General features: G+C 59.2%; 11 protein-coding genes. 7 read left to right on the top strand and 4 right to left on the bottom strand.

Annotated elements, in window-relative coordinates; translation table 11 throughout:
• From B2J89_RS18770 to B2J89_RS18755, 4 genes are all read left to right on the top strand, one after another.
• The coding region (locus B2J89_RS18770; protein WP_169170461.1) for an AAA family ATPase at positions 1-947 on the top strand (947 nt) is incomplete at its 5' end.
• 47 nt (positions 948-994) lie between these two features.
• On the top strand, positions 995-2368 hold the full coding sequence (locus tag B2J89_RS18765) for a CpaF family protein (protein WP_169170460.1): 1374 nt from the start codon (positions 995-997) through the stop codon (positions 2366-2368).
• 11 nt (positions 2369-2379) lie between these two features.
• A complete protein-coding gene (locus B2J89_RS18760) occupies positions 2380-3372 on the top strand; it encodes a type II secretion system F family protein (protein ID WP_169170464.1) in 993 nt (330 codons plus the stop codon).
• 11 nt (positions 3373-3383) lie between these two features.
• Entirely contained in the window at positions 3384-4292 is a 909-nt protein-coding gene (locus B2J89_RS18755) for a type II secretion system F family protein (protein WP_169170463.1), read from the top strand.
• Positions 4293-4325: 33 nt separating this feature from the next.
• On the opposite strand, the gene B2J89_RS18750 is transcribed toward B2J89_RS18755, so the two are convergent.
• The 4 genes from B2J89_RS18750 to B2J89_RS18735 all read right to left on the bottom strand — a co-directional run bounded on the left by B2J89_RS18750 (position 4326) and on the right by B2J89_RS18735 (position 9320).
• The gene (locus B2J89_RS18750; RefSeq protein ID WP_169170462.1) at positions 4326-5042 is read right to left on the bottom strand and encodes a response regulator transcription factor; all 717 of its coding nucleotides are present in this window, start codon (positions 5040-5042) and stop codon (positions 4326-4328) included.
• 9 nt (positions 5043-5051) lie between these two features.
• The gene (locus B2J89_RS18745; protein ID WP_169170456.1) at positions 5052-6740 is read right to left on the bottom strand and encodes a sensor histidine kinase; all 1689 of its coding nucleotides are present in this window, start codon (positions 6738-6740) and stop codon (positions 5052-5054) included.
• Positions 6741-7513: 773 nt separating this feature from the next.
• Complete coding sequence (locus B2J89_RS22855; protein ID WP_240965083.1) at positions 7514-8137, bottom strand: PEP-CTERM sorting domain-containing protein; 624 nt, start codon at positions 8135-8137, stop codon at positions 7514-7516.
• Positions 8138-8654: 517 nt separating this feature from the next.
• Positions 8655-9320, bottom strand: a complete 666-nt coding sequence (locus B2J89_RS18735) for a cistern family PEP-CTERM protein (protein ID WP_169170455.1) — start codon at positions 9318-9320, stop codon at positions 8655-8657.
• A 356-nt stretch (positions 9321-9676) separates the two neighbouring features.
• On the opposite strand from B2J89_RS18735, the gene smc reads away from it, so the two are divergent.
• The 3 genes from smc to ligA all read left to right on the top strand — a co-directional run.
• On the top strand, positions 9677-13204 hold the full coding sequence (smc, locus tag B2J89_RS18730; RefSeq protein WP_169170454.1) for a chromosome segregation protein SMC: 3528 nt from the start codon (positions 9677-9679) through the stop codon (positions 13202-13204).
• Between the two features lie 19 nt (positions 13205-13223).
• Positions 13224-14327: a cell division protein ZipA C-terminal FtsZ-binding domain-containing protein gene (locus B2J89_RS18725; protein ID WP_169170453.1), complete on the top strand. Its 1104-nt coding sequence runs from the start codon at positions 13224-13226 to the stop codon at positions 14325-14327.
• A 176-nt stretch (positions 14328-14503) separates the two neighbouring features.
• Positions 14504-15660, top strand: a 1157-nt coding sequence (gene ligA / locus B2J89_RS18720) for an NAD-dependent DNA ligase LigA (protein ID WP_169170452.1), incomplete at its 3' end; no start/stop codon positions are given.

Here is a 15660-nt window from a genome sequence, read left to right as displayed (position 1 = left end):
CCCACCATCCCAAAATCGCGGTCATTCTGCTCTGCGCGACCCAGACGCCGGAGTTCCTGATCAACTCAATGCGGGCGGGCGTGCGCGAAGTTCTGCCTTCACCGGTGACCGCGGACGCGCTGGAGGCCGCAGTCAGCCGCATTGCGGCCAAGTTGATCAGCACCAAACCCAAGGGCCTGGGCAAGGTACTGGCTTTCATACCCTGCAAAGGCGGAAGCGGGGCCACGTTCATAGCGACCAATCTGGCTTACCAGCTGGCAGAAACGAACACGGTTCTGCTGGTGGATCTGAATCTGCAATTTGGCGATGCCCTGTCTTTCGTGCACGACGGCGAGCCAGCTTCCACTTTGGCGGATGTAGCCCATGACATCAGTCGTCTGGATGCGTCTTTCCTTTCCGCCAGCACCGTCAAAATTTCTGCCAACTACAGCATTCTGGCGGCGCCTGAAGACCTGACGAAAGCGATGGAGATCAAGCCCGAGCATATTGATGCCATCCTGGGTTTGGCTGTGACCCAGTATGACTTTGTGCTGCTGGACATGGGCCGTAATCTGGACACACTGGCCATCAAGGCCTTGGACCGGGCTTACCGCATCTTTCCGGTGTTGCAGGCCGGACTGCCCGGAATCCGAAATGCAAGCAAGCTCTTGGCTGTCTTCAAGTCGCTGGGTTACCCGGAAGACAAGATCGAGATGATCGTCAACCGCTTTGAAAAAGGGGGAGACATCAGCCTTGATGGCATTCAGCGCTCGCTCGGCACTGTCAGCCTGCGTACCGTGCCCAATTCGTACAAAGAGGTGAATGCGTCTATCAACCAGGGCGACGCCCTGGCCGAAATGGCCTCTTCCAATACGGTGGCAAAAAGTTTGGCGGAGTTTGCCGTGTCGCTCAGCCCGAAGCAGGAAGACAGCCGTAGTTTGCTGGGGCGTTTGTTTCGGCGGGCATGAAGTGCAGCGCTGCCCTTGGTTTTTTTCCATTGAATGGGAGTTAAAAAATGTCCTTCCGAGACAAACTCAATGCCGTCGCTGCAGAACCCATTGCGCCGCGGCCGCTTCATGCCGTCAACGATGCAAATCAGGGCCACGTGGCCAGTGAGGCCTACAAGGTATTGAAGGGCCAGATGCACCTGAAGCTGGTCGAAAAGTTTGACTTGGCGGCGCTGGAGAATTTGTCGCCCGTCGTGCTGCGCCAGGAAATCGCCACCATGGTGGAACGCCTGCTCATTGAGGAGCAAGCCGCCATCAATGACATTGAGCGGCGCACGCTGATCCGCGACATCCAGCATGAAATGCTCGGCTTCGGGCCGCTTGAACTGTTGATGGCCGACCCCACGGTGTCCGATATTTTGGTGAATTCCTACCAGCAGATTTATGTGGAACGCAAGGGCAGGCTGGAGCTGACCAACGTCACTTTTACCGATGAGAAGCACCTGCTGCGCATCATTGACAAAATCGTGTCGCTGGTAGGGCGGCGCATTGATGAGTCCAGCCCCATGGTGGATGCCAGGCTGCCAGATGGGTCGCGCGTCAATGCGGTGATTCCGCCGGTCGCGCTGGACGGCCCCATGATGTCGATTCGCCGGTTTGCCCATATTCCACTGCGAATGGAAAACCTGGTGATGGAACTCAAGAGCTTGACGCCAGAAATGGCGTTCATGCTGGAAGGTCTGTGCAAAGCCAAAGTCAACATGATCATCTCGGGCGGCACCGGTGCTGGCAAGACGACCTTGCTCAACATTTTGTCGGGCTATATCCCCGAGTCAGAGCGCATCGTCACCATCGAAGATGCGGCCGAACTGCAGATGCAGCAGCCGCACGTGGTCCGACTGGAAACCCGGCCCGTCAATATTGAAGGCAAGGGTGAAATTACCCAGCGCGCACTGGTGCGCAACGCCCTTCGGATGCGACCTGACCGTATCGTGATTGGCGAAGTTCGCGGCGCTGAAGCGGTGGACATGCTGCAGGCCATGAACACCGGCCATGAAGGATCGCTGACCACCATCCATGCCAACACGCCGCGCGATGCCTTGTCGCGGCTGGAAAACATGATCGGTATGGCCAACCTGAACCTTCCGCACAAGGCCGCCCGGCAGCAGATTGCATCGGCGATTACGGTCGTGATCCAGGGGCTGCGGCTGATTGACGGAAAACGCAAGATCACCAGCATTCAGGAGATTACCGGCATGGAAGGCGAAATCATCACCATGCAGGAAATCTTCACTTTCAGGCAAACCGGCATCAGTGCAACAGGCGAGGTGCAAGGCCATTTTCAGGCAACCGGCGTGAGGCCGAAATTTGCGGAGCGTTTGCGCTCGTTTGGGGTGGTATTGCCTGATGCGATGTTCGACCCCGCGAAACATTACGAATAAAAGGAGTGAGCATGCTGCAAACCCTTGGCGGCAACGCCTTCCTTGTGATATCGGTGCTTGTTTTCGTGGCGGTGCTCTTGTTGCTCGAAGGGGTTTACCTGTTCTGGAAGTCGTACAAGGGTCCCGAGGCCAAGAAAATTGAAAGGCGCTTGCAAGCGCTTTCGGCGTCATCGGATCACACCAAACAGGCACAACTGCTGAAACAGGGAATGCTCAGTGACGTGCCCGTCATCGAGCGTTTTCTGCTGGGCATGGCCAAAGCGGAAGGATTGGGGCGGTTCATCTTTCAGGCGGGACTCAGCTGGACCGTATCCAGGCTTTTACTGACCTGCGCAGCAGTGGGCGCCATCAGCTTTACGCTGGTGATCTACCTGGCACACCAGTCGCTCTTGCTGGGGGCAGTGGTAGGAGCCGTCTTTGCAGCGGCCCCTTTGTTGTATGTCAGCTATCAAAGAACACGCCGTTTGGACAAGTTCGAAAAGCAATTGCCTGATGCACTCGACTTGATTACCAGAGCCTTGCGATCTGGTCACGCGCTTTCATCAGCCTTACAAATGGTGGGCGATGAAATGGCGGAGCCCGTCGCTGGAGAGTTTCGTGTTGTGCACGACGAAGTTAATTTCGGTGTATCGCTGCAGCAGGCGCTGACAAACCTGAGCGTTCGCGTCCCCCTGACCGATTTGCGTTATTTCATCGTATCGGTACTGATTCAACGCGACTCCGGCGGCAACCTGACCGAGGTCCTTGGTAATTTGAGCCGCCTGATTCGCGAACGGCTCAAATTGCTTTCAAAGGTAAGAATTTTGTCCTCTGAAGGGAGATTGTCGGCCTGGATATTGGGAATCATGCCTTTTGCATTGGCTGGCTTGATGTATCTCTTGAATCCGGCTTTCATGGCGCCGTTATGGACCGACCCGATCGGCATTTCAATTATCAAATACATGCTCATCCTGATGGCTTTCGGCGCGCTGATGCTCAGGAAAATAATAAAGATACACGTATAAAGGAAATGCAAATGTCATTACTTCCTTACCTTGTATTTTTTTCTGTCACCTTGGGAATCATTGGGCTTTATCTATGGTTGGCCCCAAGTAAGACGGAGAAACGTTTGCAAGCCATGGCAGGACCGTCTGAACAACCACGGTGGACAGAAACCTTTGTGAAAATCGCTGGTCCATTGGCCAAGCTGTCTTTACCGGCTGGTGATTTTGAAAAATCCCCACTTCGAATAAAATTTTTGAACGCCGGGATTCGCTATAAAAATGCACACATTATTTATTTTGGCTGCAAGACATTGATGCCCATTGTATTTTCAGCGGTTGCATTTGTGGCGCTCAGAGCCGTGGGGAAAACGGATACGACGTTCTTGTTTTATATGCTGCTGTCAGCTCTGATCGGCTGTTATTTGCCGAATTTGTTTCTGTATTTTAAAATTAAAGGCCGCCAGCAGGAAATTTTTGAAAATTTTCCCGATGCGGCTGATCTGATGCTTGTCTGCGTGGAAGCCGGTCTGGGCCTGGATGCGGGATTGACCAAAGTCTCCGAGGAAATTCAGATCAAAAGTGTTGCATTGGCCGAAGAGTTGCATCTGACCAATCTGGAAATGAGGGCCGGTGGCACCCGGGAAAAATCATTGCAAAATCTCGCACTTCGCACCGGTATCGAGGAAATCAGCATTTTTGCAGTAATGCTGATCCAGGCAGACAAATTTGGAACGAGCATTGGCGAGTCGCTGCGGGTTTTTTCCGATGATCTGCGCCATAAACGCCAGGTACGGGCTGAGGAAATGGCAGCCAAAGTGCCTACAAAAATGTTATTTCCCCTGGTGCTCTGCATATTTCCTTCCATTATCATGGTCATCATGGGGCCTGCAGTTATTCAGGTGATTCGCACCCTTCTTCCCATGTTGGGCGGTAAGGGATGAGTGTGAATGTCCTGTCAATTTTGCCTGGTAACTTCAAGGGGTTGTCTGCGCATCTGGATTGCCCGAAGAGCCCAAGTTGCCAAGCTGATGTTTGGATGCGTAAACGTACAACTCAAGGCGATTGCTGACGCCCAGTTTTTGGTAAATCGCAGTCAGATGATTTCGCAAGGTATGCTCGGATATAAAAAGCCGATCGGCAAGCGCTTTGTTGTGCGCACCATTGCCTTCGATAACGGCATAAATGATTTTTCTTTCCCGAGGGGTCAGGCTGGCCTGTTTTTCCGCTTCGGGGTTAGATTTCTTGGTGAGTTTGGTAGTCGTAAATTCCCTGAAAACCCTGCTGAGCGTTTCACGGTCAAGCCACATTTCTCCCTCGGCCGTTTTTTCGATGGCCTTCAGCACTTGTTCCGCTGATGCGTCTTTCCGCAAAATCCCACGTGCACCTCGAAGAACTGCCAGATCGAGCGTCGCCTGGTTGCGTTCTCCGGTAAAAATCAATACCTGCGAGGCAGGATTCAACAGCAGCGCGGGGAGAATGTCGAGAGCGCTTTTTCCGCCCAGATCAAGATCCAGCAAAATAACATCCGGATGCAGAGAGCCTATTTTCTCAAGGGCCTCTTCACCGGTTCTTGCGGTTCCTGCCACTTCCATTCGCGGCTTTTCACTTTCAATCAGTTTGACAAGCCCCCATAGCATGGTCTGGTGATCGTCTATGAGCAGGACGCGAATCGGTTTTGATGAAAATGTCATAGAACCATCCTATACAGGTATTTCAACGTGAACGACCGTATTGCCATCTGGACCGTGATTAATATGCAGCTTGCCTCCCAGCACAGCGGCCCTTTCACTTAGAGAATTTGGGGTGAAAGCTACAGGCTGGTGCCCTTGATTTTCATTTTCAATTTCAATCTTGATGGATTCGTTGATATGGTGAATTTTTACATGTCCTTTTTCTGCGAGAGTGTGTTTGCAGATGTTGCTCAATCCTTCGCGCACGAGCTGTAATATTTCTATAGCCAAACGATCGCTTACCCTGAATTCGCCCGCAATGGTAATGCTGATGTCAATTCCATAAAATTCTTTAAGCTGCTCCGCCTGTTGATTCAAAGCCACGAGAAAAACGGGTTCGATTTTGCTGTGCCGATTTTTAAAGTTCGCGGCAAAACGGCGTAAATCACCAATTACTTTTTCCGCCATCCGTGCTAATTTATCAATATCCTCAATAAGTGGATTGTCGGCAGAAGCCTTGTTTCGAATGGCTCCCAGTGCCAACTTCAAGCCGATGTATGGCTGGATGGCAGTGTCATGGAGATCCAATGAGATTTTGTGCCGTTCCTGCAGTGCGGCTTCTGAAGCCATTCTATCGAGAATATCAATATTATCAATGGCAGGAAAGGCTTGTGCCAAAATATGGCTTAAAAATAAAGCATCCGCTTTGCTGAATGATTCGTTGGGCGAGAGTAAATAAATTCGACCGTGTTGTCGCCTTAATGACAAAGGTGCGCTGAGGAAGGACCGAGTCTCCAGAATTTCAGCGAGATTTTTAATGGACTCTGCTTCGTGCTTCTCCCATCGTTCCCTGGAGCAGTCATAGGCCATCGATTTCTGAAACAAAGACGACGAGAAAGGCCAGAGCGGGCTGGTGTATGCAATGATGTGGTCGTCAGAAACCGCCATCAGAGGCGCAGCGGCTTCTGCATTCACTGCATCGGCACTGATCGCTGATGTTGAATTTTTGTCTTTTATCGTGCGAAGAAAATAAGTGCCAAGCTCTTTATCGCGCAGTACCAGAATACAGCTTCTGGCCTTGAAAAACCGTCGCGTTTTTTCCAGTACGTTAACAATGGTTTGATCGACTCCAAATCGAGGATTGGATAAGCGACTTACATCACGGAGAAGATTAAGCTGGTGCATTAATCTTACTTTTGATTCGCCCCAGTACACGCTCATATAGCCGAAGGTCAGCAGAAAGGTGGTGCGCAAAAATAATCGAGATAAATCGCTTTGCGTTTCCAGTGCCAAGCCAGATGCAGAAAATAGTATGGCCGATGCAACGGTGACTCTAGCACCCTCTTCGAAACCCCATCGAAAAGAGGAGGTGAGAATGGCGAAGAAAAAAAACAGAAAGAAAAAACTGTCCACCCCACCGGTGAAAATAACAATAAGCGCAAACCACAATACATCCAGTCGGTGAACCAGGATGCTTTGCGAGAATGGCTTTTCGCGCAGGGATAAAACATAAATAAATATACTGTGGAACAAGTATCCGAAAAATACAAGCCAAGTGAAATTTTCTCTGCTGCTCAAACCTGAGGGGTCAACAAAAACGGCGAGTAGCACCGAGACGGCCAAGACCATGCGCATTCGGCTGACCATTTTTGCATCGGCGGAATTCATTGCAAAACTTGAATCAGTTTCGCCTTTTATGTCATCATTGGATTTCAGCATGTGCCCTCTCTGCTCAAGAACATGGGTTCAACAATCCTGATTCACCGCACCGATGCAGACTAATTTAACACTTTGATGCATGACAATCAATAAAAGACTTGTCCTCCTCTTTAATTTGCTCCGCATACGCGATCAGTGATTTCTTACACCGCGGGTACGCATGAATTGGTTGGGTGCGCTGCACTCGATTTTTTCAACTCCAGCAAAGCCGACCGTGACGGTTGAACGTTCTGAAGAGTGCATAAAAATCAGGTTGTTGCGGCGCTGGAAATCTGGGGCGAAGCCTTGCACAACGCAGTTGATTGTTGATATGCAACGCATTCAAGAAGACCAGATGGCAGTGCGAAAAGGGTAGGGTGCCACCACCTTGATGGACATCGACAGCCATGGGCTGCTGGATGCCTAGATCGGCGTTATGGACTTGGGGGAGCTGAGCCTTGCAGAACCGTGGCAGGCCTTGGATCGCTGTGCGGTTCTGTCAGTCGGTGCCGGGTGACAAGCTGCGGAGCATCGATATCGTGTCGGCGTCGCATTGGCAGTGGCCGATGCGTGCCGCTGATAATTTGCGGCGGGGATGCCGTCAGCATCGGGTAAGCCGACCTCAAGCCATTGATTGTCAGACCTGCCGTGCCGCCGCCGCGTTGCGCCGAGCGGCACTTCCCGAAAGTCGTCGACAACTGAATTTCCAGGTTTCCAATAAAAAATGCCAGTCAGCGTGAGCTGACTGGCATTGCCCTTACAGGGCCCGTTTTGAATCGATATTTTCCAGATAATTAGCTGCGGCGGCGGCGTGCAAAGCATGCGCCCAGCAAGCCCAGCCCCAAGAGTGCCAGGGTGGCAGGTTCCGGAACTGCGGTACCGGGGGCGCCGAGCACGAACACAATTTCAGGGCCGTCATTTGCATCGGCGAAGGCGAAGCGGAACTGAACTTTATCGGTGGCGGAAAATGAGGAGAAGTTGCCCAGCAGGTAGTCTGCGAAGCCAAGCCCGTTATTGATGTCAGGTACGCTGACTGGGCCCGTGAATGTGTCGACGATAATGTCGTTCACACGCATATCGAACGCTACCAGCGTTTGTGGAGAATTAGCATTCGTCTGATTCAAATTGAGACCAAGCCGAAGCGTGTTGCCCGTACCAATGACATTAAGAAGGGTCTGCCCGGTGTAGGCGGGTGAAAGAAGATCCCAGTTGGTCACATTGCCTTGAGAAGGCAAAGGCTGCGAAGGAAAACTCGCCGGGTTTTGGCACGATGGGCTGCTAAAGACGCAAGGGCTCTCAACAGAGTGTTGAAACTGGTTGCCAACGACAGGGGTCAAGCTGATGGTATTGGCGGTAGCACCACCGCCGAATGCAAGGCCTGCCAGGCCCAGCGCCAACGCATAAAGTTTGGTGGTCATGATTGCTGGCTCCTAGAAAAAAGTGCGGTGCCAAGCTATGAGCAATATGCGTGCCAGAAATTTTTTTCTTTGTAGGGTAATCACTTACATTGCTACCTCTACCGTATCTTCAAAAAACTGTCAAAAAATCCGACGGCTGTTATGGACTTAATGGATGTTCTCAGAAGCAGAAAATACAAACGTTCAACTGCTGGCCATGGTCGTGGCCAGTCTGAACAGGAGCTCATTTGGCACTGCTGCACCAAGGCAATGGCCAAGGTGTCGTTAGAAGGTGCAATACGTGATCTTCAGCGGCATGACCACGCACAAGCAGGCCAGGCGCCAGCTTGAGCAGACCCTGCAGTCGCAGATCATCCTTGGCGCGAGGGTGCGCGGCTCTTGCCCTTCAGGCGTGGTAACCGCTGGGGCGCAATGCCCACGACCTTGCGCATGCCCGCACCATGTGCCCATGCTCGTGGCGTTCGATGAGCACGTACCTCACCGGGATTGCCTGGCAAAGTACGCTGCCCTTTCCAGATCAAATCTTGCGGCGGCGTGCCCACGATGCGCCGAGTAAGGCGATACCCATCAGCGCAATCGATCCCGGCTCAGGAACTTGCGTTGGACCGCAATTGGATGTGCCCAAAACACAACCTGCGAATTCAAAGTTATTGCCACCATTGCCGACTTGTTGAAACCTGACGCTGAAGGGGCTTGTGAACGAAATCCCATTCGTCAGGAAGTTGCCAGCGGTTGTGAGGGTCAGCGAAAAGGTATCGCTCCCTCCTTCGGAAAGTCCATTGCCGTTGCCACCGCCGGAGCAGTTGTTGCTGCGCCAAATGCACAGATCCACAGTCGCGAATGACGGGAATGTATTGTTGATTCCAGCATCCCAGGACCCGGTCGCCGAAGCCCCCGTCAGTGTGGGGCTGACCATGTCAATCCCGAATGACATCAGCCGGTTCTGGCCCGGGCCGCTGGAATCATTGGAAACTTTCAGCCCAAAGGTTGCGCTTTGGGCCGACAGCGAGTTGAGCGTGAACTGCATCGTGGCAGACAGCGTGGCGCCATCTCGGGTCGTCGAATACAGGATCGAACCCGTATCGGACACACTGTCGAAAAGCATGAGCGCAGCATGGGTGCTGCCCATTCCCATCAATCCGCCACAAAGGGCAACTGCTTGAACAACTTTCTTCAATTTCATGGTGGCTCCCTCGGTTGTATGTGCACGTTGCACACTGCAACAAGCAAGCACGATGTATGCCATTTCAAAAATAATGAGTGAAATCAATGCGTTAGCGTCGCCTTGCGTCGGTATCTGCGACGAAATGTAAAAATGTTCGACAAATATGGAGGTGCCTTCTCCTCCTAAGCCGCCGAACGGTGCTTTCCCCTGTTTCGTCTCTAGCGCTTCGGACGCGTTGTAAGCGCCCAGCCACGCGGCATTGCCATTGCCTCAGTTAACATTCACCCCTTGAGCCGCCGGGCACGTCAGCGCGCCCGGCGGCGACTGCCGCCCGGCCCTGGCGCTGCGCAGCGGCGCGGTGTTACAGGTGATTCGTGCGACTCAATTCCATCAAACTCTCCGGCTTCAAGTCGTTTGCCGAACCGACCAACTTCCTGCTGCCCGGCCAGCTGGTGGGTGTGGTGGGGCCCAACGGCTGCGGCAAATCCAACATCATGGATGCGGTGCGCTGGGTGCTGGGCGAGAGCAAGGCCAGCGAGCTGCGCGGCGAGTCGATGCAGGACGTGATCTTCAGCGGCACGACCACGCGCAAGCAGGCCAGCCGGGCCAGCGTGGAGCTGGTGTTCGAGAACAACGACCACCGCGCGGGCGGGCAGTGGAACCAGTACGCCGAGATCGCCGTCAAGCGCGTGCTCACGCGCGATGGCACCAGCAGCTACTACATCAACAACCAGCCGGTGCGCCGCCGCGACGTGCAGGACGTGTTCCTGGGCACGGGCCTGGGGCCGCGCGCCTACGCCATCATTGGCCAGGGCACCATCAGCCGCATCATCGAATCGCGCCCTGAAGAGCTGCGCCTGTTCCTCGAAGAGGCGGCGGGCGTCTCCAAATACAAGGAGCGCCGCCGCGAGACCGAGAACCGGCTCTCGGGCACACGCGAAAACCTCACCCGCGTCGAAGACATCCTGCGCGAGCTCAACCTCAACCTGGAAAAGCTCGAAAAACAGGCCGAGGTGGCGCAGAAGTACAACGCGCTGCAGGCCGACGTGACGCTCAAGCAGCACCAGCAATGGTTCTTGAAACGCGCCGACGCCGAGGCCGAGCAGGCCAAGGTGCGCATGGACGGCCTGCAGGCCGTGAACGACCTTGAAGCGCGCATGGCCGAGTTGCGCCACATCGAGTCCGAACTGGAGACCATCCGCCAGGCGCACTACGCCGCTGGCGACCAGGTCAACCAGGCGCAGGGCAAGCTCTACGAGACGACGGCCGAGGTGGGGCGCCTGGAGGCCGAGATCCGCTACGTGATCGAAGGCCGCCAGCGCGTGCAGCAGCGCCTGGTCGCGCTGGCCGAGCAGATCACGCAGTGGTCCGAGCGCAAGGAGGAGGCCGAGTTCGAACTGGAGAACCTGGCCGGGGCCGGAGTCGATGCCGAAGAGCGGGCCGAACTGCTGGCCGCCCAGGTCGAAGAGCAGGCGATGCAGCTGCCTGACCTCGAGGAAGCCCTGCGCCAAAGCCAGCACCACGCCAACGAGCAGCGCACGGCGGTGGTGCAGGTGCAGCAGCAGATCCAGGTGCTGGCCGCCGAACAGCGCAGCATCGACGAGCAAAGCCGTCAGCAGGACGCCCGCTACGAGCGCCTGCGCGCCGACCGCAATGCCCTGGCCGCGCCCGACGAGGCGCGCCTGGTCAACCTGCACGGCCAGCTGACCGCCGCGCAGGAGGGCGTCGAAGTGACCGAAGCGCGCCTGGCCGAGCTGCAGGACGCCGTGCCGCGTCTGGACGAAGAGCGGCGCACGCGCCAGCAGGCGGTGAACCAGGAAGCCGCGCGCCAGGCCGACCTGTCGGCACGCATGGAAGCGCTCAAGGCCTTGCAGGAAAAGCTCAAGACCGACGGCAAGCTGCAGCCCTGGCTGGCCAAGCACGGGCTCGAGGGCCTGCAGGGGCTGTGGAGCCGCATCCACATCGAGCCCGGCTGGGAACACGCGCTCGAAGCGGCGCTGCGCGAGCGCATCGGCGCGCTCGAAGTGGGGCGTCTGGACAGCGTGCGCGGCTTTCTGGGCGCGGGCGGGGCCGATGCGCCGCCGGCCAAGCTGGCGTTTTTCAGCCCCCCTGCGGCCTCGGCACCCGAGCCTGCGAGCGATCTGCCGCGCCTGGCCGATTTGCTGCGCCTGCACGATGTCGGCCTGCGCGCCGTGCTCGGCGACTGGCTGCAGGGCTGCTACACCGCCCAGTCGCTCGATGAAGCCCTGAACCGGCGCAGCCAGCTGCAGGCCGGCGAAGCCCTCTACATCGCCGGTGGCCATGTGGTTACGCGGCACAGCGTCGGCTTCTATGCGCAGGACTCCGAGCAGTCGGGCCTGCTGGCGCGTGCGCAAGAGATCGAGCACCTGGAGAAAGAACTGCGCGCGCAGGCGCTGATCACCGACGAGGCGCGCACGGCCCTGGTGCGCGCCGAGGGCGCCTATGCCGACGCCGCGCAGCGCCTCACCGCCGTGCGCCGCGAGGCCACCGAGGCGCAGGGCCGCGCGCACGGGCTGCAGGTCGAGCATCTGCGCCTGTCGCAGCTGGTCGAGCAGACGCGCGCGCGCAGCGAACAGATCGGTGCCGACCTGGCCGAGGTCGAGGAGCAGCTGGCCGAACTGCAGGAGCGCCGCGTGACGGCCGAAGCGCGTTTTGAAGAGCTCGACATGCAGTTGGCCGACAGCCAGGAGCGCCACGCCCAGCTGGGCGACCGCGTGATCGAGGCCGAACGCAAGCTGCACGAGTGCCGCGAGCAGCAGCGCAGCCTGGAGCGCCAGGCGCAAGAGGCCACGTTCTCGCAGCGCAGCGTCGAGGCGCGCCGGGCCGAACTCTCGCGCACGCTGGCGACGGCCTCGGGCCAGGCGACGGCGCTGGCCGACGAGCGCGTGCGCGCCCAGGGCGAGCTCGAGCGCCTGTCCGACGCGGCCGCGCAGGGCGGCCTGCAAGACGTGCTGGCGCTGAAGATGGAGCGCGAGCAGGCCCTGGCCGCCCAGCGCAGCACCTACGACGGCCTGAGCACCCAGCTGCGCGCCAGCGACGAACGGCGCCTGCAGCTCGAGCGCGCGCTCGACCCGCTGCGCGCGCGCATCACCGAGTTCCAGCTCAAGGAACAGGCCGCGCGCCTGGGCCTCGAGCAATACACCACGCTGCTCGCCGACGCCCAGGCCGACCTGGAGGCCGTGGCCCGGTCGATTGCCGAGGGCAACGTGCGCGTGGCCGGGCTCCAGGGCGAGATCGACCGGCTGCACCAGGGCATCGCCGCGCTGGGCGCCGTCAACCTGGCCGCACTCGACGAACTGGCCGCTGCGCGCGAACGCAAGACCTTCCTGGACATGCAGACCGCCGACCTGACGGAAGCCATGAACACGCTCGAAGACGCGATCCGCAAGATCGACGCCGAGACGCGCGAGCTGCTCTCGGGCACCTTCGAGGCGGTCAACGGCCATTTCGGGCGCATGTTCCCCGAGCTGTTCGGCGGCGGCAACGCCCGGCTCATCGTCACCGGCGACGAAATCCTCGATTCCGGCGTGCAGGTCATGGCCCAGCCGCCGGGCAAGAAGAACCAGACCATCCACCTGCTCTCGGGCGGCGAAAAGGCCCTCACGGCCATCGCGCTGGTCTTCGCCATCTTCCAGCTCAACCCCGCGCCCTTCTGTTTGCTCGACGAGGTCGATGCGCCGCTGGACGACGCCAACACCGAGCGCTACGCCAAGCTGGTCTCGAGCATGAGCCGCGAAACGCAGTTCCTGTTCATCAGCCACAACAAGATCGCGATGGAAATGGCCGAGCAGCTGATTGGCGTCACCATGCAGGAGCAGGGCGTCTCGCGCATCGTCGCGGTGGACATGGAGTCCGCCCTGTCCATGGCCGACGCGGCCTGAACACCAACCCCACACCACCATGAGCACCTTGCAAATCAGCCTGGCCGTCATCGGCGCCCTGTTGCTGGCCCTGATCGTGGCCTACAACGCCTGGACAGCCCGCCGGAACACCCCGAAGAAGGCCTTGCCGCCCGAGGGCGAGCGCGCCGCCGAGCCCGCGCTGCGCCAGGAGCCCGGCTTCGACATCCCGGCGAGCCCCGAAACCGAAGCGCACGCGCTGGCGCCAGGCGCCGAGCCCGCGCCGCACAGCGTCGACCTGCACGACGCGCTCGACCTGCCGGTGCCTCCGCCACCCGAGCGCCGCCCGGGCCTGGATGCGCTGATCGACGCGATCGCTCCGCTGCAGGCCGACCACCCGGTGTCGGGCGACGCGGCCATGGCCGCGCTGCCGCCGACGCGCCGCGCCGGCAGCAAACCGTTTGCCATCGAGGGCTACAACGAACGCACGCAGCACTGGGAAACCCCCGTGGCCGGCCAGCGCTACCACGCGTTCCAGGCGGGGGTGCAGCTGGCCAACCGCACCGGCGCGCTCAACGAGATCGAGTTTTCGGAGTTCGTCGTCAAGGCCCAGGCGTTTGCCGACGCCGTCAACGCCGCGCCCGACTTCCCCGACATGCGCCACGAGGTGGCGCGTGCGCGCGAGCTCGACCAATTCGCCAGCGAACACGATGCACAGCTCGCGTTCGTGCTGCGCGCGCGCCAGGCCGCGTGGAGCCCCGGCTACCTGCAGCAAAACGCCGCGCGCCTGGGCTTCGTGCCCGGCGCCATGCCCGGGCGCATGGTGCTGCCCGCCGGCACGCCCGGCCTGCCGCCGGTGCTGAGCCTGGTGTTCGACGCGCAGGCGGCGCTGTCCGAAGACATGGAGCAGTCGGCCGTGCGCGACCTGCTCATCAGCCTCGACGTGTCGCAGGTGAACCGCGCCGAGCAGCCCTTCGCGCGCCTGCGCGAAGCGGCCGCGGCGCTGTGCGAGGCCATGGACGGCGTGCTGTGCGACCAGAACGGCACGCCGCTGCCCGCCATGGCCATGGAGCCGATCGCGGCCGACCTGGAACTGCTCTACGACAAGCTCGACAGCCGCGATCTGTCGGCGGGCTCGGTGCTGGCGCGCCGCCTGTTCAGCTGAAGGCATGGGACACCCCCCTGTGTCGCTTCGCTCCATCCCCCCTCTCTCGCCTCGCTGCGCGATGCGGGAGGGGGGACGCCGCCAGCGCGGCGGGGCGGCCCTTGCGCGGCGGCCGCTGGCCTGGGCCGCGCCAGTTGCATGCGCTGCGGGCAGCGCGCAGATCCATGAGAGCTGAGATGACCGAAAACCTGGATCTTTTTCCGACACCAGAGCCCACCAGACAAGCCCAGGCTGCTATTCAAATAAGAGCGCTTCGGGAACAGCTCAACCGCTGGGCGCACGAGTACTACGTGCAGGATGCGCCCACGGTGCCCGACGCCGAATACGACCGCGCCTACCAGGCGCTCGAAGCGCTGGAGGCGCAACACCCCGACCTGGTCACGCCCGAGTCGCCCACCCAGCGCGTGATTGGCGCCGTGATGGCAGGCCTGGCGCCTGTGCGCCACGATGTGCCGATGCTCAGCATCCGCACCGAAACCGACACCCAGGGCAGCGGCGCGCAGGCGTTCGATGCGCGCGTGCGCCGCGAGCTGGGCCTGCACGAGTCCGACCCGCCGGTCGAATACGTGGCCGAGCCCAAGTTCGACGGCCTGGCCATGAGCCTGCGCTACGAGCGCGGCCACCTGGTGCAGGCCGCCACGCGCGGCAATGGCGAGGTCGGTGAGAACGTCACGCACAACATCCGCACGCTGCGGCAGATTCCGCTGACGCTGCCGCCGGGCGTGCCCCCCCTGCTGGAAGTGCGCGGCGAGGTGTTCATGCGCCGCGCCGACTTCGAGGCGCTCAACGAACGCCAGCGCGAGCAGGGCGGCAAGACCTTCGTCAACCCGCGCAACGCCGCCGCCGGCGCCGTGCGCCAGCTCGATTCGGGCATCGCCGCGCAGCGGCCGCTGAGCTTCTTCGCCTATGGCCTGGGGGCCGTCACGCCGGCGGAGGAGGGCGGCCCCGCGTTTGCCACGCACTACGCGCTGCTGCAAACCCTCAAGTCATGGGGTTTTCCGGTCGCAGACCAGGTGGAGACTGCGCAGGGTGCTTCTGAATTGATAGCGTATCACCAGCGCGTGGGCGCCACCCGCGACGAGCTGCCCTACGACATCGACGGCGTGGTCTACAAGGTCAATCGGCTCGACCTGCAGCGCCAGCTGGGCTTCCTCACGCGCGAGCCGCGCTGGGCCGTGGCGCACAAATACCCGGCTCAGGAGATGGTCACGCGCGTCGAAGGCATCGACGTGCAGGTCGGCCGCACCGGCAAGCTCACGCCCGTGGCGCGCCTGGCGCCCGTGTTCGTGGGCGGTGTGACGGTGACCAACGCGACGCTGCACAACGTGTTCGA

This window comes from Acidovorax sp. SRB_24, from assembly GCF_012931925.1.
The sequence above is the reverse complement of the archived record's forward strand: the minus strand, read 5'-3'. Positions and strand labels throughout refer to the sequence as shown.

Excerpts from the sequence above, each read along its gene's own strand:
- B2J89_RS18725 (WP_169170453.1), top strand. The coding sequence starts at position 13,224 with ATGAGCACCTTGCAAATCAGCCTGGCCGTCATCGGCGCCCTGTTGCTG.
- B2J89_RS18760 (WP_169170464.1), top strand. The coding sequence starts at position 2,380 with ATGCTGCAAACCCTTGGCGGCAACGCCTTCCTTGTGATATCGGTGCTT.
- B2J89_RS18750 (WP_169170462.1), bottom strand. The coding sequence starts at position 5,042 with ATGACATTTTCATCAAAACCGATTCGCGTCCTGCTCATAGACGATCAC.
- B2J89_RS18755 (WP_169170463.1), top strand. The coding sequence starts at position 3,384 with ATGTCATTACTTCCTTACCTTGTATTTTTTTCTGTCACCTTGGGAATC.
- B2J89_RS18765 (WP_169170460.1), top strand. The coding sequence starts at position 995 with ATGTCCTTCCGAGACAAACTCAATGCCGTCGCTGCAGAACCCATTGCG.
- B2J89_RS18735 (WP_169170455.1), bottom strand. The coding sequence starts at position 9,320 with ATGAAATTGAAGAAAGTTGTTCAAGCAGTTGCCCTTTGTGGCGGATTG.
- B2J89_RS18745 (WP_169170456.1), bottom strand. The coding sequence starts at position 6,740 with ATGCTGAAATCCAATGATGACATAAAAGGCGAAACTGATTCAAGTTTT.
- B2J89_RS22855 (WP_240965083.1), bottom strand. The coding sequence starts at position 8,137 with ATGACCACCAAACTTTATGCGTTGGCGCTGGGCCTGGCAGGCCTTGCA.